The following is a 19,469-nucleotide window of genomic DNA, read 5'->3' as shown; positions in this document are numbered from 1 at the left end:
CAGCGCCAACGACGGGCTGCCGCCTGTCACATTCGAGCGTCACATGATCGAGAAGCGGCAAGCATCAACGGCCCTGCTGAGGGCCGCTGTGGCATAGAACCGTCTCCACGCTTTGAGGGGATTGACATCCGAAGCCTCCTCAAAAATCAGGACTACCGCCGACTACTCACGCCTGGGCTGATCTCGCCGACCGATGGAACCGCCGCAAGCTGCTGGCGATCACGGATGCGCTGCTCGCGCTGGGGCTCGTGGCGCGAACTAACCCGGGAACGCGTCGAATCGAGCGAGACTCCGCCGGACACCCGCCCGATCTTGATTTTCTACCACGCATCTCCCGAAGAGCCCTGAGGAGCCTCTCGTGCATCACTTACAGGAACAGCTCATCCGCGCGGACTTGGCTGAGCGGCGAGCCGAGGCGGCACACCTGCAGATGATCCCGCCGCGCTCGCGCCGGAGTGTTCTTCTATGCCTCCGCTGCCGGCTCGCGGTCACTCTCCGCCGCCTCGCTGATCACCTCGAACCGGCCCTAGAGTCCCGAGGTCACCAGCCGACCCGCTGACGCCGGAATAGTCGGGGATGACCACCCCCGATACAACGACCGTCGCGTGCATCCCTACGCGGCCCGAGGCGAACGATCTTCGGCTGGATACTGTCAACTTCGATGACGCAAACGCCGGTGTTTCGAAATCCATCGAAGTGACAGAGTCCAGGTCAGGGGCAGGTCCCACTGTCATCTTCGCTGCGTCCAGACAAGCGTTGTTGTCTGGCGCGCTTGCAGATGTCAGAACGGCACGGGAGATGTCAGAGAACTTGGCAGCAGGCCATCGGGGATGTCAGTAGGCGCGTGGACAACAGGAGGTTCGGCGCGGGATGGCGGCGGTTCGGCCCCGGCGGCTGGCGTTGGTGGTGGCACCGACGTCCGGCGAGTCGTTCGCGTCGTGGGTGGATCGGATGGCCCTGCGGAACGGATGTCCTCCGTGGGCGATGGCCGGGGCGGTAGGGCTGGATGTACGCGCGGCAGGTGACGTCCGTTCACTGGCGTACGGCGTCGTCACGAGACCGGAGACGCGCAGAGCTGTCGAGGCCGCCGCAGGGGTGAGCTCCGAGACAGTGCGTGGGATGCATCTGGAGGTGTTCGACGGTTCGGTCCTGGATCTGGCAGGGGTCCGCGTGGGGGACGAGGAGTCAGTGCGCCGGGCCGTGAGTGGGTGCAGTTCTTCGGCAGCCGGGTATGCCCAACCTGCCTCGCGGCTTCGGGCGGAGTGTGGCTGGCCTGGTGGAAGCTGGGCCGGGCCGCGGTTTGTCCCGCGCGTCGGACGCTGCTGATGGATCTCTCTCCGAGATGCCGTGTGGCCGTGCGACGAGGTCCCGCCGGCCAGCCCGCACGCCTGTCTCGCTCAGGATGCCGGCTCCGTTGCGGTGCGGCGCGCTTCTGAGCGGGGCGCTGCTGGCCTGGCGGATGACGGTGGGCGACACCGGCGCGGTCGACGTGGTGATGCTGCTCAACGACGCGGTCACCCCGGAACCGATGCGGCCCGGCTGGAAGCAGGCGCTGGCCTACCGGATGCTGCGCCTGCCCATCACCCGCGAAGTCGACCTGGAGGAGCGGCTGGAGCTGGCCGCGGTCCGGCCGGTGATCTGGCCGGAGACGATCCTGGTCGACCACGCCAAGGTCAACCTGTCCGACGCGCTGCGCGAGGCCTGCCTGGATCCAGCAGGCGCCTGGCCAAGTAGCCTCTGACCGTGGTGAATTCCTGGTGGTGACGGGAATCGGACGTTGATCCCTGTTCGGCGCAGGGCCTACGCTGGCTCGGATGATGGGGAATCGGACCTATCGCATCGTCGATGGGGAGCGGATCGACGGATACTTCCGTCCGATCTTCATTCGGAACGGCGGCGACTACTACCTGACCGATCTGGAGGTCTTCGCGGACGGTGCGATCTTCTTCTGGGAGTGGGGCGACCTCGACGGGCTCCGCGCGAAGCTCGATGCCGGTTGGGTGGCGACGACTCTCGAGGAGGGCGCCTGGGCGAGCGCGCATGAGCTGGCACGCTGGCGGTTCGGCGAGGTCGTCACCTGGACCACGGCCGAGGAACTGCTCGGGGAGGTCGTCGATGCGATCGACCGTCTGAACGGGCGTCCGGATTCCACGGACCGGTGCGTCACGGCGGCGCTGCGCTACGTCGACTCGCGCTCGGAGAGCGACCGGATCGCGCTGCGCGATGCCTACCTGGCGATCCCGGCGCATCACCGGATCTACGCGCTCGGCGACATGGACGCCCGCGACATCCCGCTGCGCCTGCTCATCTCGGAAGCGGGCGAGACCTGGGACGATTACGTGGTCTTCGAGTTCGAGGACGGCAGCGAGGCGTTGGACGAGGACGGCGTCGTCACCGAGGAAGGCCGGCGCGGGGCGTTCCGGTACTTCGCGGACTGGCGGCCGCCGCATCCGGCCGCAGAGGCGCAGCGGGAAGCCGACGGGCCCGCCGAGGCGCGATCGCCGACCGTGCACCTCAACTACGGCCGTCCCATGTATCCGCGCTCGCACGGGCTGCGGAACGAGTTCCCGGCCGTGATTCAGGTTGCCGAGGCTCTCTTTCCGACGGTGGAGCATGCCTACTGGGCCCTGTCCACCGACGACGAATCTCTGCGTGAGCGCATCCGTACAGCACCGAGCGCCCAGGCGGCGCGTGACATCGCGGTCGCGGCCGAGCGGCGGCCGCGTTGGGCGGACGTGCGTCTCGCGGTCATGGCCGATCTGTTGCGCGCGAAGTTCGTCCAGCATCCGGACCTGGGCGAGGTGCTCCTGGCCACGGGTGACGGGCGTCTCCATTACGGCTCCGCCAGTTCGCAGTTCTGGGACATCCGCGACTCTGCCGGGCGCAACTGGATGGGCCGGCTTCTCGAACTGGTTCGTGCCGAGCTCGTGGCCGGGCGGATCGGCTTGCGGCTCTGACCTCTCCCCTCAGCAGTGCGGAAGTCCGGTAGCGCGAATCAACCCGTGGCGACGTGGTGATCATTCCGTGAGAATGACCGGCATGGATGAGGTCGAGGTCATCGTCGCCCATCGCCAGTGCGCGACCCTGCGCGTCGGCGACGTGTTCTTGAAGATCGACTCCGATCAGCGGCGTAGCGACGTCGAGGTCGAGTCGATGGCCAGGGCGCCGATCCCGACTCCGCGGGTCCTGTGGCGCAGGCCGCCCGTGCTCGCGCTCGCCGCGCTCCGGGGGACGGCGCTCGGCCGTCTCGGCGAGCCGTCGACCGCGTCTCGTGCGGCGTGGCGTGCGGCGGGCGCCGCCGCACGGACGTTGCACGACGCGCCACTGCCGCCGTGGCCCGGCCGGAGCCTCGACGAGATCGCCTCGCGCCTCGACGGCGAATGCGAGTTGCTCGTCACGAACGGTGTCCTTCCCGCCGACCTGGTCACGCGCAACCGTGAGATCGCCGAGGCCGCGCTGCGGCCGCGGACCCCGGTGTTCGCGCACGGTGACCTGCAGATCTCCCACGTGTTCGTCGACGGTGACGAGATCACCGGCGTGATCGACTGGACCGAGGCGGCCCCGGGGGACGCCCTGTACGACCTCGCCGTCCTGACCCTCGGGCACGAGGAGCGCCTGGGCGACGTCATCGCCGGCTACGGCGCCCCCGTCGACGTCGACGTGATCCGCGCGTGGTGGTCGTTGCGAAGCCTGCTGGCGATCCGCTGGCTGTTCGAGCACGGCTTCGACCCTGCCGCACCCGGCTGCGAGGTCGACGTGCTGAAAGCCCGGATGTGAGGCCGCACGCCCGGCGGCGGGTGGCCGATCAGGGGAGGTGGATCGGTGCGCCCGGGCCCACCGGAGGCCGGCGAAGTAGAAGATGGCCAGCACGCCGGCCCACACCAGGCCGAACGCGGGCACGAACGGCAGGAGCCGGGACACCAGCGTGCCGAGTTTGAGGTCGGGCTCGTACTTCTGCGACGCGGCGGGACACTCCGCCCGCGAGCGCTGCCGCGAGCTGACCTTCTACCAGCCAGGACCTCTGCTGACCGCCGCCGGAATGCTCATCGTTGATGAGATCTGCCTGGGCGGCACGCTCCTGGACGGGTTGCGCTACTTCATGCACCAGCGCCGTTACGACCCCTGGGCCGGCGCCCTCTGGCACGAATTCTGTGAACAGCGCGACGACGTCGCTCTGACCGACCGCATGCTCGGGCACCTCCACATCAACGAGCTTGACGTCGGCCCGCTCAAACCACTCCAGCTCTGGGAACCAGGCCAGCCCCACCACCTGCACCCGCCCAAGACCGTCGAGGACCTGGACCTGCCCGAGGCCGCGCTGCTCTTGGCCGGCGAAGGCATTCGCCCTTGGCAAACCGCCTGGACCTGCACGCGCAGAGCCCGGCCCCGGTTCGCGCCTGGCTCGGCCAGAACCCGGCTGATCGGCCCCGTCTACGACCTGGGCAACGACGCCGCCCACCACCTATCCGGCGGTTCGTTCGCCGACTGGATGGACATCGTCGCCCACCACCGGCAGGTGACACCCGTCCGCCTCATCAGCCCCTGATCCGCCGGGGCATCAGGCCCTCGCGCGCCTCCTTCAAGGGCTGAGATGTCCTCCCGGCAGTCGATCTTCGGCTGGCTACTGCCACCTTCGATGACGCAATCGACGGTCCGTCACGACCTCTGGGAGCGGATAGAGCCGAGCTGAGCTTCGCCAGGTCGCTCAGGGCGGCTTCGGGACGGGTGGGATCGCGGAAGGGCCGGAGATCATGTTGATGTCTCTCCGCCAGTGAGGGCTCATCGGCGCATCCATGGGCGACCACCAGCAGAGCCGTCTTCCGGCGGTGAGGTCTTCGATCAGGGCGTTGGCCAGGCGGGCCGTGCGGTCCTGGTCGGTGTCGAGCGCGACGTCGGGCGGGCCACTCGTGTGGTGGATCAGGTGGCGCACGCGCACGGAGGCCGCCCACGCGGGCAGCTCAGGCATCCACCGCGCCAGGGTCGACTCGGTGTCCGGCCGCCCCTGCAGGACGAGCAACGCCGCGCAGGCGGCCGTGATCTGCTTGGACAGGTATGCGGTGCAGACGACGGTTGCTTCGATCGATTTCCGCCGGTTGAAGCGCTCGGTCACGGCAAACGGGCCATATGGCTGTGCCGTCGAAACCACTGGGCCACAATGGCCCGCATGCCCACCATGCCCGAAGATCACGTTGAGACTGCACATCCGCCCCGATACAACGACTACGACAGGATGGCCGAGGGATACACGGCCGAGAACGAGACCAGTCTTCTGAACGCGTACTACGAGCGGCCCGCGATGCTGCAGCTCGCCGGAGATGTGACCGGCCGGCGCATCCTCGACGTCGGTTGCGGCTCGGGCCCGCTGTTCGCCGAGCTGCGTGATCGAGGCGCTTTCGTCACCGGCATCGACGCGAGCGCCGGGATGCTGGAGCAGGCCCGGCGGCGGCTGGGTGGCGACGCGGACCTGCGGGTCGCCGACCTGGCCGGCCCGCTGTCCTTCCCCGACGACGCGTTCGACGATGTCATCGCGTCCCTGGTGCTGCACTACCTGGAGGACTGGGGACCGCCACTGGCCGAGCTGCGACGCGTGCTGAAGCCTGGCGGCCGGCTCCTCGTCTCGGTCGACCATCCTTTCAGCGTCGTTCTCTTTCAGCAGATGGCCGGGGAGAAGCCCAGGTATTTCGAGACCCGTACCCGGACCGACGAATGGACCAACGGTGGGCAGACCGTCCAGATGAGGTTCTGGGACCGGCCGCTGCACGCGATGACCGAGGCCTTCACCGCGGCGGGCTTCCGCATCAGCGTCATCAGCGAACCGCCGTTCGTGCCGGAAGCCCGCGAACTGTTTCCCGAGGAGTTGCGGGAGATCACCGGCACGAGGTTCGCGTGCTTCCTGTTCTTCGTTCTGGAAGCCGGCTGACAGCGCCTCATGAACGAGCCTCCAGCGGGCGGTTCTCACCGGCGGCCTGAGGGCGCGGATGCCGGTGACGCGACGGGGGCGGCTCAGGGGAGGACAGCCGCAGGGGTACGCGCCGTGTGACGCAGCCGGGCGGCGTCCTGGCTGGGCGGCATGCCGAACTGGCGGCGGTATTCGCGGCTGAACTGCGAGACTGCGACGGGTTGCCGTAGCCGACCCGGTGGCAGACTCCCATGACGTCGTTCGGGTGGGTGGCGAGCAGCAGCCGGGCCTCCTGCAGCCGGATCTGCTTCTGGAACTGGATGGGGCTCATCGCGGTCACCGCATGGAAGTTGCGGTAGAAGGCGGAGACGCTCATGCCGGACAGCCTCGCGACGTCCTCAACCCTGCAGGGTTGCGCGTAGTGCTCGCGGATCCAGCGCACCGCCCGGGAGACGTGGCTGAGACTGCTCTCGGTGAGGCCGAGCTGGCGTACCGTCGTCCCCTGCTCGCCGCTGATCACGCGCCACAGGATCTCGCGTTTGATGAGCGGGGCCAGCACGGCCCGGTCGCGACCCGCACCCGGCTCGGCGGCGACGCCTTCACCCGCTTCCCCGAGGTCGTCGAGGGCCTCGCGGCGAGGACCGCGCTCGGCAGGGTCGGCGAACCCGACGACATCGGTGCGGTGATCGCCACACTGGTCTCCGACGAGAGCCGCTGGGTCACCGCCCAGAACATCGAGATCTCGGGCGGCTTCAACCTCTAGACGAGCACGTCCCCGGCCGGCCGAGCGGGCCGCTGTCATGGTGGGTGACGTAGGACAGCGGTGGCGAGACGGGTGGAGAGGGCGCGGATGCGGTCGATGAGCTCGGGCGGCTCGTGGACCTCGAAGTCGATGTCCATCAGAGCGACCCAGACGGCGAGTTCGTCGAGGTCGTTCGCGCCGCTGGACAACGTGCAGGTCCGTGCGTCGACAGGCTCGATCGTCCCCGTCGTGGGCGGCATGTGCGCGGCGACGACCTCCGCCGGAGCGTGCATCGTGAAACGCCCCTGGTAGCGATATGGCGCGCTGGAGATCGACCGGGACATGTAGGCCACCACATCGGGCTCGGGCGGGTCCCGGGGGACGAACCGGGGTCCGTTCGGCGTCCGCAGGCTTAGGCGGTCGACCCGGTAGGTACGCCAGCCGACGCGGCTGGTGTCCCAGCCGAGCAGGTACCAGTGCCGCCCCGAATGGACGAGCCGGTAGGGCTCGGTGGCGCGGGCGCTCGCCTGCCCCTCACGCGTCCGGTAGTCGAACCGCAGGGTCTCGTGGTCGCGGCAGGCGGCGGCGATCGCGGTCAGGGATGCCGCGTCCACCGCCGAACCCGCCCGTCTCATCGGCCCGCTCAGCGACCCCCGCGCCCACGGCGGCGAGCCCACCGATGCCTTCCACCTCGTCGTCCCGTCCATCCCCGGCTTCGGTTTCTCCGGGCCCACCCGCGAGACCGGCTGGGACCTGCGCCGGGTCGCACGCGCCTGGGCGGAGCTGATGAGCCGCCTCGGCTACCAGCGCTACGGCGCCCAGGGCGGCGACAGCGGCTCGGTCATCTCCCCGGAGCTCGGCCGCGTCGCTCCCGACCGGGTGGTCGGCGTGCATGTCAACGGCGCGCTGGGCTTCCCGTCCTTCGAGCCGTCCGAGATGGAGGGCCTCACCGAGACCGAGCAGGCCCGCATGCAGAGCTACACCGACGACGACCGCTCCGGCTACGCGATCATCCAGGCCACCCGGCCGCAGACCGTCGCCTTCGGCCTGCACGATTCGCCCGCCGCCCAGCTGGCCTGGATCGTGGAGAAGTTCAAGGAGTGGACCGACCCCGCGCACGACATGCCCGAGGACGCGGTGGACCTTGACCAGCTGCTCACCGACGTGACGATCTACTGGCTGACCCGCACCGCCGCCTCGTCCGCCCGGCTCTACAAGGAGGGCTCTGCCCAGTGGGGCGTGCCGGCCGAGCGCTCGGAGGTCCCGCACGGGGTCGCGGTCTTCCCCGGCGACGGCGGGATCCGGCGTGTCGCCGAGCGCGAGCACAACGTGATCCACTGGTCGGAGTTCCGCCGGGGCGGTCACTTCGCCGCCATGGAGGCCCCCGACCTGCTGGTAGACGACGTCCGGGCGTTCTTCCGCAAGGTCCGCTGACGGGCGCCGCGTCGCGGAGCCGGCTGATCCCTTGGCGGACCAGGATGGAGGGCCGGCGCCCGTCGCGCTGGGCACGGTGGCCGAGCCCGACACGGAAGACGGCACGCTCACGCTTCGCCCGCCCGCGCGGTGACCGCCGTCCGGCGGCGGCGTGCCGGGTCGGACAGGACGGCCGCCTGGTAGCCGGCGTCGTCGGGGTTGAGGTCGGTGCCGGGCGCCACGATGCGGTCGATGCGGTCCAGCACGGCGGGTTCCAGCACGATGTCCGCGGCGCCCAGCTGGGAGTGCAGGTGCTCGTCGGTGCGTGGGCCGATGATCGTGGCGGTCACCGCGGGGTGCGTGGCGACGAACGCCAGCGCCAGCTCGATCAGCGTCAGGCCCGCTTCGTCGGCGACGCGGGCGAGTTCGGTGGCGGCGTCGAGCTTGGCCTGGTTGCCCGGCACGGTCAGGTCGTAGTGGGAGAGCGTCTGGGGGAAGGGCATCGTCCGCGTTCGGTGGCTGGACAGGCCGGGTGCGTCGCGGCGCCAGCGGCCGGACAGCCAGCCGCCGGCGAGGGGGCTCCAGGCCAGCACCCCCATCCGGTACGCCTCGCAGGTGGGCAGCACATCGGCCTCGACGCCCCTGGACAGCAGGGAGTAGGGCGGCTGCTCGCAGACGAAGCGTTCGCGCTGCCGGCGTTCGGCGACCCACTGTGCCTGCACGATGGCCGACGGGGCGAACGTCGAGGACCCCGCGTAGCGGATCTTGCCGGCGCGGACGAGATCCGACAGCGCGCCGAGCGTCTCGTCGAGGTCGGTGGCGGGGTCGGGGCGGTGCACCTGGTAGAGGTCGATGTGGTCGGTGCCGAGGCGGCGCAGGCTCTCCTCGCAGGCCCGGACGATCCAGCGCCGGGAGGTGCCGCGCTCGTTGGGGCCCGGACCCATGGGGCTCGACATCTTGGTCGCCACGACGACGTCGTCGCGGCGTCCGGCGATCGCCTTCCCGACGATGACCTCGGACTCGCCGCCGGAATAGACGTCGGCCGTGTCGATGATGTTGACGCCGGCGTCGAGCGCCGTGCGGATGATGCCGATCGATGCGGCATGGTCGGGGTTTCCCCACTCGCCGAACATCATCGCGCCGAGGCACAGCGAACTGACGTGGACTCCCGTGCTGCCGAGCGGGCGGTATCGCATGACCGTGGACGGCCTTTCCGTGAGGGAGAGGGTGTGATGTGGAACGGCGGGCAGGCCTCTGCTACGGTCCGGCAATAACCGGAGCCGGGTCCGCTTGGCCGCCATGCTAAGCGGAGCCGACTCCATATAGCAAGCCGGGAGAAGACGTATGCCTGAACCGTCCGGGCGGCCGATCCGAGCCGACGCACGGGCCAACGAGGACAAGCTGCTCGCCGCGGCGGCCGCGGCCTTCGCACGGGACGGCGCCGGCGCGACCCTGAAACAGATCGCCAAGGACGCTGGCGTCGGCATCGCCACCCTCTACCGGCGCTTCCCGACCCGCGAGCAGCTCGTCGACGCCACCTACCGCTACGAGACCGCCCGGCTCGCCTCCCGGGCCCAGGACCTCCTCGGCGGGCTGCCCGCCGACCGGGCCCTGCGGGCGTGGATGTCCGAGGTGCTGGACTATCTCGCCACCAAGCACGGCATGGCCGAGACCCTCAGGACCCTCCTGCGGAGTGACCGGCAGCTGAGCTCGCTGACGCGTGAGCAACTGACCGGCGCGGTCGACGAGTTCCGGCGCGCCGGGATCGACCAGGGGGTGATCCGGGACGACGTGCCGTCGGCCGACATCCTCATGGCATTGGCGGGCGCCACCCTCGTGACCGGGTCCGCCCGGCAGCGGCCCCAGGCCGAACGGCTGCTCGACCTGCTGATGGACGGTCTCACCCGCGCGGACCGGGGGCGCCGCGACGGGCCGTGATCCCGGTGCGCCCGCGCGATCAGGGGAGCGGGAGGCGGGCGGCCACCTCGAACAACAGCGCCTCGCGCCCAGGACGGCCGACGAGCTGGAGCCCGACCGGCAGGCCGTCCACCGTGCCGGCCGGCACGGTCAGCGCGGGCAGGCCGAGCACGTTCCACGGGCTGGTGTACGCCAGCAGGGCGGCCCTGACGGCGATCTTCTCACCGTCCAGCTCGGTCTCGCGCTGGTCGATCAGCGGCGCGGTGATCGGCACGGCCGGAAGCGCGAGCACGTCGTGGCGGCCGAACAACTCTCCGGCGGCCCTGGCGAGCCGCTCGCGGGCGGCCATGGCGCGTACGTACCGCCAGCCGGGCACCTCGGCGGCGGCCCGCAGGCGGTCGAGCAGCTCGGGGTCGAACAGGTCGGGCGCTCCGGCGAGCCGCTCGGCGTGCTCGGCGACCGCCTCGCAACTCTGGATCACCGTGTACGTGTCCCGCAGCTCCCGGCCGAGGTCCGCGGCGAGCTTGACCTCCTCCTCCGCCCCCGACGCCGCCCGCGCCGACCGTACGACCCGCGCGGCCCCGGCGAACAGCCCGCCCGGGTCGAGCCACGCCACCCGTGCCTGCCCGCCGTCCTCCCGTCCGGACGGGCCGGCGGGCCCCTGGACGTGCCGCGGGACAGGAGTGCCCGGCGGCTCACCGGCGTCCCGCGCGGCCAGGCAGCGGTAGGCGAGCAGGCAGTCGCGGGCGTCCCCGGCGAGCACGCCGACGTGGTCGAACGTGCGCGACAGGGGGAAGACTCCGTCGGCGGGAATGGCGTCGTACGCGGGCTTGAACCCGGCGATCCCGCACAACGCTGACGGGATGCGGACGGAACCACCGGTGTCGGTGCCGAGCGCCAGCGGCACCATGCCCGCCGCCACCGCGGCCGCGCTGCCGCCGCTGGAGCCACCCGACATGCGCGCGGGATCCCAGGGGTTGCGCGAGGGCCCGGTGGCCGAGCGGTCGCCCGTGGGACCGTAGGCGAACTCGTGGGTCGTGGTCTTGCCGACGATGACGGCGCCGGCCTCGCGCAGCAGTGTCACACAGGCCGCGTCACGGTCGGGGACATGCCCGGCGAAGTGCCGTGACCCCATGGTCGCGGGCAGGCCGGCGACCATGATGAGGTCCTTCACGCCGACCGGGATGCCGTGCAGCGGGCCCCGGTCGGTCCCCCCGGCGAGCTCGTCGTCGGCCCGCCGGGCCGCGGCCAGTGCCCCGCCGGCGTCGACGGTGACGAAGGCGTTGAGCGCGGCGTCGAGGCCGGCCACGGCGTCGAGCGCCTGCCCGGCCAGCTCGGTCGCGGTGGCGCGCCCCGCGCGCAGGTCCTGCCCGAGCGCGGCCACGGTGCGCCCGGCGAACGGTCCGGTCCTGAAGTGCCCTGTGGATGTCGGCATGCCCTCATTTGTACGACATCCCGCCAGAACCCTGCGGGCGCGGTCCGGGCGGCGAGGCGACATTCACGCGGGGTTCGGGGTGGTCACACGACGGCGGCCGGCGCTCAGCCGGTGGGCGAGCCGGTCCAGGCTGAGGTTGATGAGGATGAAGATGGCCGCGATGAGGATCGCCGCCGGGATGACGTTGGAGAAGTTGGCCGCGATCCCGTTCAGCCCGCGGTCCACCAGCTCGTCATAGCCGACGATCAGCCCGAGCGCCGAGTCCTTCAGCAGCACCACGAACTGGCTGACCAGGGCCGGCATCATGGCCTTCAGCGCCTGCGGCAGCAACACGAGCCGCATCACCTGCCCCTTGCGCATGCCCATCGCGTACGCCGCCTCCCGCTGGCCACGGGGCAGGCTCTGCACCCCGGCCCGGATGATCTCCGCGATCACCGACCCGTTGTAGAGGGTGAGCCCGAAGACGACGGCGCTGAAGGCGGAGATGTTCGTGCCGAGCAGGGCGAACGACCCGAAGAAGGCGAAGAAGATGAGCAGCAGCAGCGGGACGGACCTGAAGAACTCCACGACGGCGGCCGCCGGCATCCGGATCCAGCGGTGGTCGGACATCCTGGCGGTGGCGAACACGATCCCGAACAGCCCGGCCAGCACCACCCCGGTCACGGCCGCGGTCAGCGTCCCGGCCAGGCCGGGCAGGATGAACGTGGCCCACACGTCGCCGCGCAGCAGCGGCGTCCACTTGTCGGCCGCCCACTGGTCCTTCTCGTCGAAGCGCACGAAGACGAAGTACGCCACCGCCAGCAGCACGAGCGCCACGCCCGCGGCCAGCGCCCGGTTGCGCCGGATCCCGCGCGGCCCGGGGGGCTCGTAGAGGTTCGCGTACGTCATCGCGCCACCGCCATCCGCCGCGACAGCCAGCCGAACGCCAGCCCCATGGGCAGGCACAGCAGCACGAATCCGGCGGCGAAGCCGAAGAAGATCTCGATCACCTGGTCCCCGTACGTCTCGATCATCTCGCGCATGCGAACGGACGCCTCGCTCACGCCCACCACCAGCGCGATCGTCGTGTTCTTGGTCAGCGCGATCATGATGCTGCCCAGCGGCGCCACCACGGAGCGGAACGCCTGCGGCAGCGTGATGAGCGCGAGCGTCTTGACGAAGCCGAGCCCCAGCGACCTGGCGGCCTCGGCCTGGCCGACCGGCACCGTGTTGAGGCCCGAGCGCAGCGCCTCGCAGACGAAGGCCGAGGTGTAGGCGGTCAGCCCGATGACGGCGAGCCAGAAGTTGTTGGTCGCGATGTCGTCGGACAGCTCCACCCCGAGGTTCGCGCCGACGCCGAGCCCGGTGAAGAGCAGCACCAGGGTGAGCGGGGTGTTCCTGGCCACGGACACGTACACGCCGGCGGCGCCGCGCAGGGAGGCCAGCGGCGCCACCCGCATGGCCGTCAGCAGCACGCCCAGCACGAGCGAGCCGAGCGCGCTGACGGCCGTCAGCCGTACCGTCATCCAGAACGCGGCGAAGACGGTGTCGCTCTCGATCAGCAACGCGTCCATGGGATCAGTACCGCTCCAGCTTCGGGGTCTCCGGCAGGGTGAAGCCCGAGGAGCCGACGCTGGCCTGCAGCGCCTTCGTCCAGCTTCCGTCGGAGAACATCTTCTCCAGCGCGTCGTTGACCGCCTTGCGCCCCGCCGTGTCGTCCTTCTTCAGCCCGATGCCGTACTTCTCGGTGCTGAACGGCTTGCCGACCACCTTCAGCTTGCCGGCGTGCTGGGCGGCGTAGCCGGCGAGGATGACGTCGTCGGTGGTGATGGCGTCGAGTTGGCCGCCGAGCACGCGGTCAACGCACGCCGAGTACGTCCGCTCCTCCTGCAGCTGCACCTCCTTGGCGTACTCCGTCTTGACCTTCTGCGCCGGGGTGGAGCCGGCGACGGAGCAGAGCTTCTTGCCGTTGAGCGCCTCGGGCCCGTTCAGTGCCGCGTCGGCGGCCCGTACCAGCAGGTCCTGCCCGGCCACGAAGTACGGCCCGGCCACGAAGTACGGCCCGGCGAAGGAGATCTTCTGCTTCCTGGCGTCGGTGATGGAGTACGTGGCCACCACCATGTCCACCTGGCCCTGCTCGATGAACGCCTCCCGGTTGGCGGAGACGGTCTCCTTCCAGGTGATGTCCTTCTCCTCGACCCCGAGCTGCTTGGCGACGTACTTGGCGACCTCGATGTCGAAACCGGAGAAGTCGCCGTTGGGGGTGCGCAGCCCGAGCCCGGGCTGGTCCGCCTTCACGCCGACGACCAGCTTCTTGGCGTTCTTGGCCTTGTCCACGACGGAGGCGTAGCTCTCCTGGCCGCCGCCGCAGGCGGTGGCAAGCGTGACGACGGCGAAAACGGCATAGAGGGATCTGCCGAACATGACACTCCTTAGTGGGTGAGGATCTTGGCGAGGAAGGACTGGGCGCGCTCGCTGCTCGGGGCGCCGAAGAAGCCGTCAGGGGTGTCCTGCTCGACGATCTCGCCGTCGGCCATGAACACCACGCGGTCGGCCGCGCGCCTGGCGAAGCCCATCTCGTGGGTGACGACGACCATGGTCATGCCCTCGCGGGCCAGTGCCGTCATCACGTCGAGCACCTCGTTGACCATCTCGGGGTCGAGCGCGGATGTGGGCTCGTCGAAGAGGATCACCTTCGGGTCCATGGCCAGTGCCCTGGCGATGGCCACCCGCTGCTGCTGCCCGCCGGAGAGCTGGGCGGGGAACTTGGCCGCCTGGCTGCCGATGCCCACCCGGTCGAGCAGTTCGCGGGCCTTGCGCACGGCCTCGTCCCTGGGCCGCCTGAGCACGTGGACCTGCGCGAGGACGACGTTGTCCAGCACGGTCTTGTGCGCGAACAGGTTGAAGGACTGGAAGACCATGCCCACTTCGGCGCGGAGCCGGGCGAGTTGCCGCCCCTCGGCGGGCAGCGGGGTCCCGTCCACGCTGATCTCGCCGGAGTCGATGGTCTCCAGCCGGTTGATCGCGCGGCACAGGGTCGATTTGCCCGCTCCGGACGGGCCGATGATCACTACGACCTCGCCCTGCCGGACGGTCAGGTTCACGTCCCTGAGCACATGGTGCTCGCCGTAGCGCTTGTTGACCTGGTCCAGGACGATCAGGTCCGCCTGGGTCATGCGTCACGCTCCTCGTGTCGGTCAGCGTTGGCGTAACCGTAGGAGCCGCGTGTTCTGCGAAAAGGCTTGTGAGCGTTCTGCTCAGCGATTAGCGGGGTTTCGACGATTCCGAGGTGGCGCCGGAGACGCCGATGGTGGACATGAAGGCGCGGTCCCACTGCCCGTCACGCAACCAGCTCGCGATCAGCCCGTTGAGGTGGTCGCGGAAGACGGTGTCCTCCTTGCGCACCCCCATCCCGTACGGCTCACGCCCGAACGGCTTGCCCACGAGCCGCAGCGTGTCGGGATGCTGGGCCATCAGCCCGTGCAAAATGGTGTCGTCGGTGCTGACCGCGTCGATGCGCCCGGAGATGAGCGCCGGCACGCACACGCTGTAGACGTCGACGATCTCCAGGTCGGCGCCGGGCAGGAGGGAGCGCAGCCGCTCGACGGACGTGGAGCCCTTGGCCGTGCAGACCCGTTTGCCGTTGAGGTCCGACACGTCGCGGATGGTGGAGTCGCCAGACCTGACGAGCATGTCCTGCCCGGCGTAGTAGTACGGGTCGGTGAAGCTGACCTGCTCGGCGCGGGCCGACGTGATCGAGTACGTCGCGATGACGAGGTCCACGACCTCCTGCTTGAGGAAGTTCTCCCGTTCGCGTGAGACGGTCTCCACGAAGCGGATGTTGCGCTCGCTGCCGGTGAGGTCCTTGGCCACGAGGCGGGCCATCTCCGCGTCGAAGCCGGTGATCCGCCCGCTGGCCGGGTCCTTGTAGCCGAACAGCGGCTGGTCGAACTTGATGCCCACGGTGAGGACGCCGCGATCCCTGATGCGGTCCATGATGGAGCCCTCGGGGAACGGGCTCGCCTCGCCGCAGCCCACGGCCAGCAGGCATAACAGCGTGGCGAGCAGCCCCCTGAGCGCGGTCACCTTACGCGGTACCGGTGCTGCGGGCGCCCGGTGGGGCCATATCTCGGCCGCCCCTCGACCAGGCCGCGCTCGGCCAGGTGCTCCAGGTAGCGGCGGGCGGTGGCCCGGCTGACGCCGATCAGCTCGCCGAGCTCGTGTGCGGAGGCGTCCTCGTCGACGCCGGCCAGCGCGTCGAGCACCGCCTGCTCGGTGGCGGCGGAGATGCTCTTGGGCCGGGCTCCCCGGTCGAGGTGGAGCGAGCGGAAGATGCGGTCGATCTCCTGCTGCTCGGCAAAGCGGCCGCCGGACTCGAGCTGCGCGACCGTCGACGCGTACCGCAGCAGCGTCTGTTCGAGCGTGCCCGCTCGCGTCGGCTTGACCAGGTAGTACAGGGCGCCCCGCTGGATGGCCGCGCGGACCGTCGCCGACTCCTTGCGGCCGGAGATCACGATGACGTCGGCGGGCGGCTGGTCGGGCCGGCGCAGCCGGTGCGCCACCTCCAGACCGGGCAGATCGGGCAGGTGCAGGTCGAGCAGGACCAGCCGGGGCGCGAAGCGGGCGGCGGCGGCGAGCGCCGCGTGCCCGCTGTGGGCGATGCCCACCACCCTGAACCCCAGGACCCGGTTCACCTGCGCGTGCAGTGCCGCGGTGACGACCGGATCGTCGTCCACGATGAGAACGGTGATGTCCCTGGCCTCAGGCATCGCCACGCTCCTCGTCCAGCCGATAGGGGGTTCTAGCAGCTTAGGAGGCTTTTATCACAAAAGATCGACTTTTGCTCGTTCTGCTCATCATGATCCGCCACCCACGCCCGTTTCCTCCTAATCTGTACGCGAACGACAGCGGGAAGGGACGGACGCCGGTGAGATGGCTGCTCGCGGTCACGGCCCTATGGACGTTACTGGGTCTGCTGCCCCTTGCGCTGCTCACCTCCTCCAGCATCTCCCTGTCGGAGCAGGCGGTGCGGGACGAGGTCACCGACCGGGTCAGGACCACCGCCTCGGTGAGCCGGGTCGTGGTGGAGCAGCAGATGGACTCGCTCAAACAACTCGTCACCGCGTTCGCGCAACGCCCCCAGGTGCGCGAGGCGGTCGGGCAGGTCACCACGAAGTCCATGCGCGGCTACCTCGACCAGCTCGAACGGCAGCGCGACGGTGTCAGCGGCATCATCCTGATCACGCCCGACGGCGACATGCTGGGCGCCGAGCCGCCGAGCGGCCTGCCCCAGGACATCGGCAACACCGACTGGTACCGCGCCGTGCGCGACCGGCGGCACGCCCACGTCTCGCAGGCGTACACCCCCACGATGGTCGGCGTGTCCAGAGCCGTCGCCGTGGCCGCGCCCATCCCCAGCGCCGACGGCGAGCGCATGCTCGGCATCCTCACCGTCGTCTACAGCCTGGACGCCATCCAGAAGTTCGCCGAGCAGGCCGCCAACGCGCAGGGCATCAGGCTGCTGATCACCGACCAGGCCGGCGTGCTCGTCGCCGACCCCGGCAGGAAGCTCTACGCCCTCACCTCCCTGCGTGAGGACCCGCGGGTGGACGCGGCGCTCGCCGGACGCACCTGGAACGGCACGTTCCGCGGGATCGACGGCACTGTGCTCTCGGCATCGGAACCCATCCCCGCCATCGGCTGGACGGTCACCGCCGAGGTTCCGGCAGCCGCCGCGCTGGCCTCCGCCGAACAGCTCAGATCCAACGTGCTCACCGTCGCGGCCCTGCTGGCGCTGCTCATCCTCATCGGGCTCGGCCTGCAGATCCGCAGCGAGCACGGCCGCCGCCGGGCACAGGCCACGCTGGCCAGGTACGCGGCCGAGCTGGCCACCGCCAGGGACGACGCGGTCAACGCCTCCAGCGCGAAGTCCGAGTTCCTGGCCAAGATCAGCCACGAGATCCGCACCCCGATCAACGGCGTGCTCGGCATGAACTCCCTGCTCATGGGTACCCGGCTGGACGACGAACAGCGCCACTACACCGCCACGGCCCAGGGCGCGGCCCGCAACGTGCTGCGCCTGCTCGACGACTTCCTCGACCTGTCCAGGATCGAGGCGGGCCACCTGCAGGTGGAGGCGGTGCCGTTCGACCTGCCGCGGCTCTGCGACGAGGTGGTCGCGCCCTTCGCCCCGCACGCCTACGAGCAGGGGCTCTGGCTCACCCTCCGGCTCGACGAGGGCGTGCCGCGGCAGGTGGCGGGCGACCCCGCGCGCCTGCGCCAGGTGCTCACGAACCTGGTCGGCAACGCGCTCAAATTCACCGTCCAGGGCGGCGTCGACCTGCACGTCACCCTCGACGAGGGCAGCCCGGGAGACGAACGGGCGGTGCTGCGCTTCGCGGTCGCCGACACCGGCATCGGTGTCGGCCCCGACGACCGTGACCGGGTCTTCGGCGTCTTCCGCCAGGTCGACTCCCCGATCACCCGCAGGACCGGCGGCAGCGGCCTGGGCCTGGCCATCAGCAGGCAGCTCATCGAGCTCATGGGCGGCCGGATCGGGCTGGACAGCGTGGAGGGCGTGGGCAGCCGGTTCTGGGCGACCCTGCCGGTGGACGTCCTCACCTGGTCGGAGCCCAAGCCCGAGGAGCTGGAGGGGCGGCGGGCGCTCGTCGTCGACCCGCGCCCCCAGGACCGTACCCTGGCCGGGCGGTCCCTGGCGGAGGCGGGGCTCGCCGTCGAGGAGACCAAGGACGACACGTCCGCGCTGACGCTGCTGCGGGCCGCCGCAGCGAGCGGGCGGCCGTACGAGCTGGCGGTCGTCGCGCTGGACCTCGGCGAGTCGGAATCGCTCGCGCACGTCATCCTCACCGACCCGCTGCTCCAGGCCACCAGCGTCGTCGTGGTCGTGACGCCGGGCCGCTCCGGGTTCGCCTGGCCGGGCGCCTCGGGGGAGCGCGCCGTTCAGTCGATCACCCGGCCGCTCAGCCGCCGCCGCCTGCTCGCCGCCGTGGAGAACGCCCTCGGCACCACCGACGCGCCCGGCGAGCCGGGGGAGGGCACGCAGACCGAGAGGCAGGACGGCGGGACGCGCATCCTGGTGGCCGAGGACGACGAGGTGAGCCGCCAGGTGGCGATGCTCGTCCTGGAGCAGGCCGGGCACGAGGTCGAGACCGTGGACGACGGCGAGCAGGCCGTACGCGCCGTGCTGGCCGGCGGCTACGACCTCGTGTTCATGGACTGCCAGCTGCCCGTGCTCGACGGGCTGGCCGCGACCGCGGAGATCCGCGTCCGGGAGGAGGTGCACACCCCGATCATCGCGATGACCGCGGCTGCGATGCCGGACGACCGCATCCGGTGCCTGGAGGCGGGCATGGACGACCACCTGGCCAAGCCGGTCGACTGGCCCAGGGTGCTGGCGAGGATCCCTGAGTGGGCGGCGTACTCGAGTCTGCCGTCGGAGCTGGCGGGGTTGTCGCCGGAGGCGGTCGCCGACGTGGCCCAGGCGTACCGCGCCACCGCGACGCGGACGTTCGAGGAACTGCGGAGGGCGGCGGAGGACGACGACGCGGCGGAGGTGGCCGCGGTCGCCCACCGGCTGAAGAGCGCCTGCGCGACCGTCGGCGCCGCCCGTGAGGCGGCGTTGTGCCAGCGGGTCGAGGACGCGGGCCGTACGGGAGAGATCGAGAGGGAGGCGATCGATGAGCTGGGTGGTCAGCTGGCGGAACCTCCCTCCTGGATGAACGCCCTATATACGTGAAATAGCGCTATATTTCTGGGAATAAAGTGGTGCGAGTTTCGTCGCCGTTCATGTCTCTCTGTCCTTGCGTGATCGCCTACTGGTGAAGGAGGGGTCGATGGCGGATCCGTCCAGTGAGCCGAGCCCGGCACCTACCGCCGGCCCCACGAACTCCCCCACCCCTTCGGCCACTGGGAGTCCCACGCCTTCGGAGACGCCGACCCCTTCCGAGACGCCCACGCCCACGCCCTCCGAGACGCCCACGCCCTCCGAGACACCGACCCCTTCCGAGACGCCGACCCCTTCCGAGACGCCGACCCCTTCCGAGACGCCGACCCTGTCTCTTATA

At 70.4% G+C, this 19,469-nt stretch carries 21 protein-coding genes; 9 read left to right on the top strand and 12 right to left on the bottom strand.

The features are described 5' to 3' along the window. Positions 1–1,402: 1,402 nt before the first annotated feature. The 4 genes from E1267_RS33550 to E1267_RS44840 all read left to right on the top strand — a co-directional run bounded on the left by E1267_RS33550 (position 1,403) and on the right by E1267_RS44840 (position 4,546). Positions 1,403–1,741, top strand: a complete 339-nt coding sequence (locus tag E1267_RS33550; RefSeq protein WP_132338602.1) for a hypothetical protein — start codon at positions 1,403–1,405, stop codon at positions 1,739–1,741. 73 nt (positions 1,742–1,814) lie between these two features. After that, positions 1,815–2,957 carry an NADAR family protein gene (locus E1267_RS33545; protein WP_132338600.1) on the top strand — a complete coding sequence of 381 codons (1,143 nt, stop codon included), beginning with the start codon at positions 1,815–1,817 and terminating at the stop codon, positions 2,955–2,957. 82 nt (positions 2,958–3,039) lie between these two features. After that, entirely contained in the window at positions 3,040–3,777 is a 738-nt protein-coding gene (locus E1267_RS33540) for an aminoglycoside phosphotransferase family protein (protein WP_132338598.1), read from the top strand. Positions 3,778–3,859: 82 nt separating this feature from the next. Next, on the top strand, positions 3,860–4,546 hold the full coding sequence (locus tag E1267_RS44840) for a hypothetical protein (protein ID WP_165959944.1): 687 nt from the start codon (positions 3,860–3,862) through the stop codon (positions 4,544–4,546). A 159-nt stretch (positions 4,547–4,705) separates the two neighbouring features. Here the strand turns inward: E1267_RS44840 and E1267_RS33530 are convergent, their stop codons facing one another. After that, positions 4,706–5,110: a serine hydrolase gene (locus E1267_RS33530; RefSeq protein WP_165959943.1), complete on the bottom strand. Its 405-nt coding sequence runs from the start codon at positions 5,108–5,110 to the stop codon at positions 4,706–4,708. Between the two features lie 45 nt (positions 5,111–5,155). Here E1267_RS33530 and E1267_RS33525 point away from each other — a divergent pair, with 45 nt between their 5' ends. Then, a complete protein-coding gene (locus E1267_RS33525) occupies positions 5,156–5,920 on the top strand; it encodes a class I SAM-dependent methyltransferase (RefSeq protein ID WP_132338594.1) in 765 nt (254 codons plus the stop codon). A 7-nt stretch (positions 5,921–5,927) separates the two neighbouring features. On the opposite strand, the gene E1267_RS45905 is transcribed toward E1267_RS33525, so the two are convergent. Then, positions 5,928–6,275 carry a helix-turn-helix domain-containing protein gene (locus E1267_RS45905; protein ID WP_220449798.1) on the bottom strand — a complete coding sequence of 116 codons (348 nt, stop codon included), beginning with the start codon at positions 6,273–6,275 and terminating at the stop codon, positions 5,928–5,930. A 78-nt stretch (positions 6,276–6,353) separates the two neighbouring features. On the opposite strand from E1267_RS45905, the gene E1267_RS33515 reads away from it, so the two are divergent. Further along, positions 6,354–6,662, top strand: a complete 309-nt coding sequence (locus tag E1267_RS33515) for an SDR family oxidoreductase (RefSeq protein ID WP_132338606.1) — start codon at positions 6,354–6,356, stop codon at positions 6,660–6,662. A gap of 35 nt (positions 6,663–6,697) precedes the next feature. Here the strand turns inward: E1267_RS33515 and E1267_RS33510 are convergent, their stop codons facing one another. Further along, the gene (locus E1267_RS33510) at positions 6,698–7,255 is read right to left on the bottom strand and encodes a WYL domain-containing protein (RefSeq protein ID WP_220449797.1); all 558 of its coding nucleotides are present in this window, start codon (positions 7,253–7,255) and stop codon (positions 6,698–6,700) included. Between the two features lie 172 nt (positions 7,256–7,427). On the opposite strand from E1267_RS33510, the gene E1267_RS33505 reads away from it, so the two are divergent. Beyond that, a complete protein-coding gene (locus E1267_RS33505; RefSeq protein ID WP_220449796.1) occupies positions 7,428–8,075 on the top strand; it encodes a hypothetical protein in 648 nt (215 codons plus the stop codon). Between the two features lie 107 nt (positions 8,076–8,182). On the opposite strand, the gene E1267_RS33500 is transcribed toward E1267_RS33505, so the two are convergent. Then, positions 8,183–9,250, bottom strand: a complete 1,068-nt coding sequence (locus E1267_RS33500) for an aldo/keto reductase (protein WP_132338590.1) — start codon at positions 9,248–9,250, stop codon at positions 8,183–8,185. 148 nt (positions 9,251–9,398) lie between these two features. Between E1267_RS33500 and E1267_RS33495 the strand changes: the two genes are divergently transcribed. Beyond that, positions 9,399–9,992 carry a TetR/AcrR family transcriptional regulator gene (locus E1267_RS33495; protein ID WP_132338588.1) on the top strand — a complete coding sequence of 198 codons (594 nt, stop codon included), beginning with the start codon at positions 9,399–9,401 and terminating at the stop codon, positions 9,990–9,992. 19 nt (positions 9,993–10,011) lie between these two features. Here E1267_RS33495 and E1267_RS33490 read toward each other — a convergent pair whose 3' ends face one another. From E1267_RS33490 to E1267_RS33460, 7 genes are all read right to left on the bottom strand, one after another. Beyond that, positions 10,012–11,406, bottom strand: coding sequence for an amidase (locus E1267_RS33490; RefSeq protein WP_132338587.1), 1,395 nt, complete (start codon positions 11,404–11,406; stop codon positions 10,012–10,014). A gap of 63 nt (positions 11,407–11,469) precedes the next feature. After that, the gene (locus E1267_RS33485; protein ID WP_132338585.1) at positions 11,470–12,294 is read right to left on the bottom strand and encodes an amino acid ABC transporter permease; all 825 of its coding nucleotides are present in this window, start codon (positions 12,292–12,294) and stop codon (positions 11,470–11,472) included. After that, positions 12,291–12,959: an amino acid ABC transporter permease gene (locus E1267_RS33480; protein ID WP_132338583.1), complete on the bottom strand. Its 669-nt coding sequence runs from the start codon at positions 12,957–12,959 to the stop codon at positions 12,291–12,293. Before E1267_RS33480 ends, E1267_RS33485 begins: the two co-directional genes overlap by 4 nt. A gap of 4 nt (positions 12,960–12,963) precedes the next feature. After that, entirely contained in the window at positions 12,964–13,809 is an 846-nt protein-coding gene (locus tag E1267_RS33475) for a glutamate ABC transporter substrate-binding protein (protein WP_132338581.1), read from the bottom strand. An 8-nt stretch (positions 13,810–13,817) separates the two neighbouring features. Next, the gene (locus tag E1267_RS33470; RefSeq protein ID WP_132338579.1) at positions 13,818–14,561 is read right to left on the bottom strand and encodes an amino acid ABC transporter ATP-binding protein; all 744 of its coding nucleotides are present in this window, start codon (positions 14,559–14,561) and stop codon (positions 13,818–13,820) included. An 88-nt stretch (positions 14,562–14,649) separates the two neighbouring features. Continuing rightward, positions 14,650–15,471, bottom strand: a complete 822-nt coding sequence (locus E1267_RS33465) for a glutamate ABC transporter substrate-binding protein (protein ID WP_246064420.1) — start codon at positions 15,469–15,471, stop codon at positions 14,650–14,652. Further along, positions 15,468–16,154: a response regulator gene (locus E1267_RS33460; RefSeq protein ID WP_132338577.1), complete on the bottom strand. Its 687-nt coding sequence runs from the start codon at positions 16,152–16,154 to the stop codon at positions 15,468–15,470. The genes E1267_RS33465 and E1267_RS33460 overlap by 4 nt, the downstream gene beginning before the upstream one ends. Positions 16,155–16,312: 158 nt before the next feature. Here E1267_RS33460 and E1267_RS33455 point away from each other — a divergent pair, with 158 nt between their 5' ends. Beyond that, the gene (locus E1267_RS33455) at positions 16,313–19,141 is read left to right on the top strand and encodes a hybrid sensor histidine kinase/response regulator (RefSeq protein WP_132338575.1); all 2,829 of its coding nucleotides are present in this window, start codon (positions 16,313–16,315) and stop codon (positions 19,139–19,141) included. A gap of 48 nt (positions 19,142–19,189) precedes the next feature. Here E1267_RS33455 and E1267_RS45900 read toward each other — a convergent pair. Continuing rightward, a partial coding sequence (locus tag E1267_RS45900; protein ID WP_220449795.1) for a hypothetical protein occupies positions 19,190–19,469 on the bottom strand: 280 nt, incomplete at its 5' end.

It is taken from the genome of Nonomuraea longispora, assembly GCF_004348345.1.
GTDB lineage: Bacteria > Actinomycetota > Actinomycetes > Streptosporangiales > Streptosporangiaceae > Nonomuraea > Nonomuraea longispora.
This window is presented reverse-complemented; position numbering and strand designations above follow the sequence as displayed.

Bases quoted from the DNA above. Each gene is read 5' to 3' on its own strand.
- E1267_RS33550 (WP_132338602.1), top strand. From the start codon at position 1,403: ATGCCGGCTCCGTTGCGGTGCGGCGCGCTTCTGAGCGGGGCGCTGCTG.
- E1267_RS33545 (WP_132338600.1), top strand. From the start codon at position 1,815: ATGATGGGGAATCGGACCTATCGCATCGTCGATGGGGAGCGGATCGAC.
- E1267_RS33540 (WP_132338598.1), top strand. From the start codon at position 3,040: ATGGATGAGGTCGAGGTCATCGTCGCCCATCGCCAGTGCGCGACCCTG.
- E1267_RS44840 (WP_165959944.1), top strand. From the start codon at position 3,860: ATGGCCAGCACGCCGGCCCACACCAGGCCGAACGCGGGCACGAACGGC.
- E1267_RS33525 (WP_132338594.1), top strand. From the start codon at position 5,156: ATGGCCCGCATGCCCACCATGCCCGAAGATCACGTTGAGACTGCACAT.
- E1267_RS45905 (WP_220449798.1), bottom strand. From the start codon at position 6,275: ATGAGCGTCTCCGCCTTCTACCGCAACTTCCATGCGGTGACCGCGATG.
- E1267_RS33505 (WP_220449796.1), top strand. From the start codon at position 7,428: ATGAGCCGCCTCGGCTACCAGCGCTACGGCGCCCAGGGCGGCGACAGC.
- E1267_RS33500 (WP_132338590.1), bottom strand. From the start codon at position 9,250: ATGCGATACCGCCCGCTCGGCAGCACGGGAGTCCACGTCAGTTCGCTG.
- E1267_RS33495 (WP_132338588.1), top strand. From the start codon at position 9,399: ATGCCTGAACCGTCCGGGCGGCCGATCCGAGCCGACGCACGGGCCAAC.
- E1267_RS33490 (WP_132338587.1), bottom strand. From the start codon at position 11,406: ATGCCGACATCCACAGGGCACTTCAGGACCGGACCGTTCGCCGGGCGC.
- E1267_RS33485 (WP_132338585.1), bottom strand. From the start codon at position 12,294: ATGACGTACGCGAACCTCTACGAGCCCCCCGGGCCGCGCGGGATCCGG.
- E1267_RS33480 (WP_132338583.1), bottom strand. From the start codon at position 12,959: ATGGACGCGTTGCTGATCGAGAGCGACACCGTCTTCGCCGCGTTCTGG.
- E1267_RS33475 (WP_132338581.1), bottom strand. From the start codon at position 13,809: ATGTTCGGCAGATCCCTCTATGCCGTTTTCGCCGTCGTCACGCTTGCC.
- E1267_RS33470 (WP_132338579.1), bottom strand. From the start codon at position 14,561: ATGACCCAGGCGGACCTGATCGTCCTGGACCAGGTCAACAAGCGCTAC.
- E1267_RS33460 (WP_132338577.1), bottom strand. From the start codon at position 16,154: ATGCCTGAGGCCAGGGACATCACCGTTCTCATCGTGGACGACGATCCG.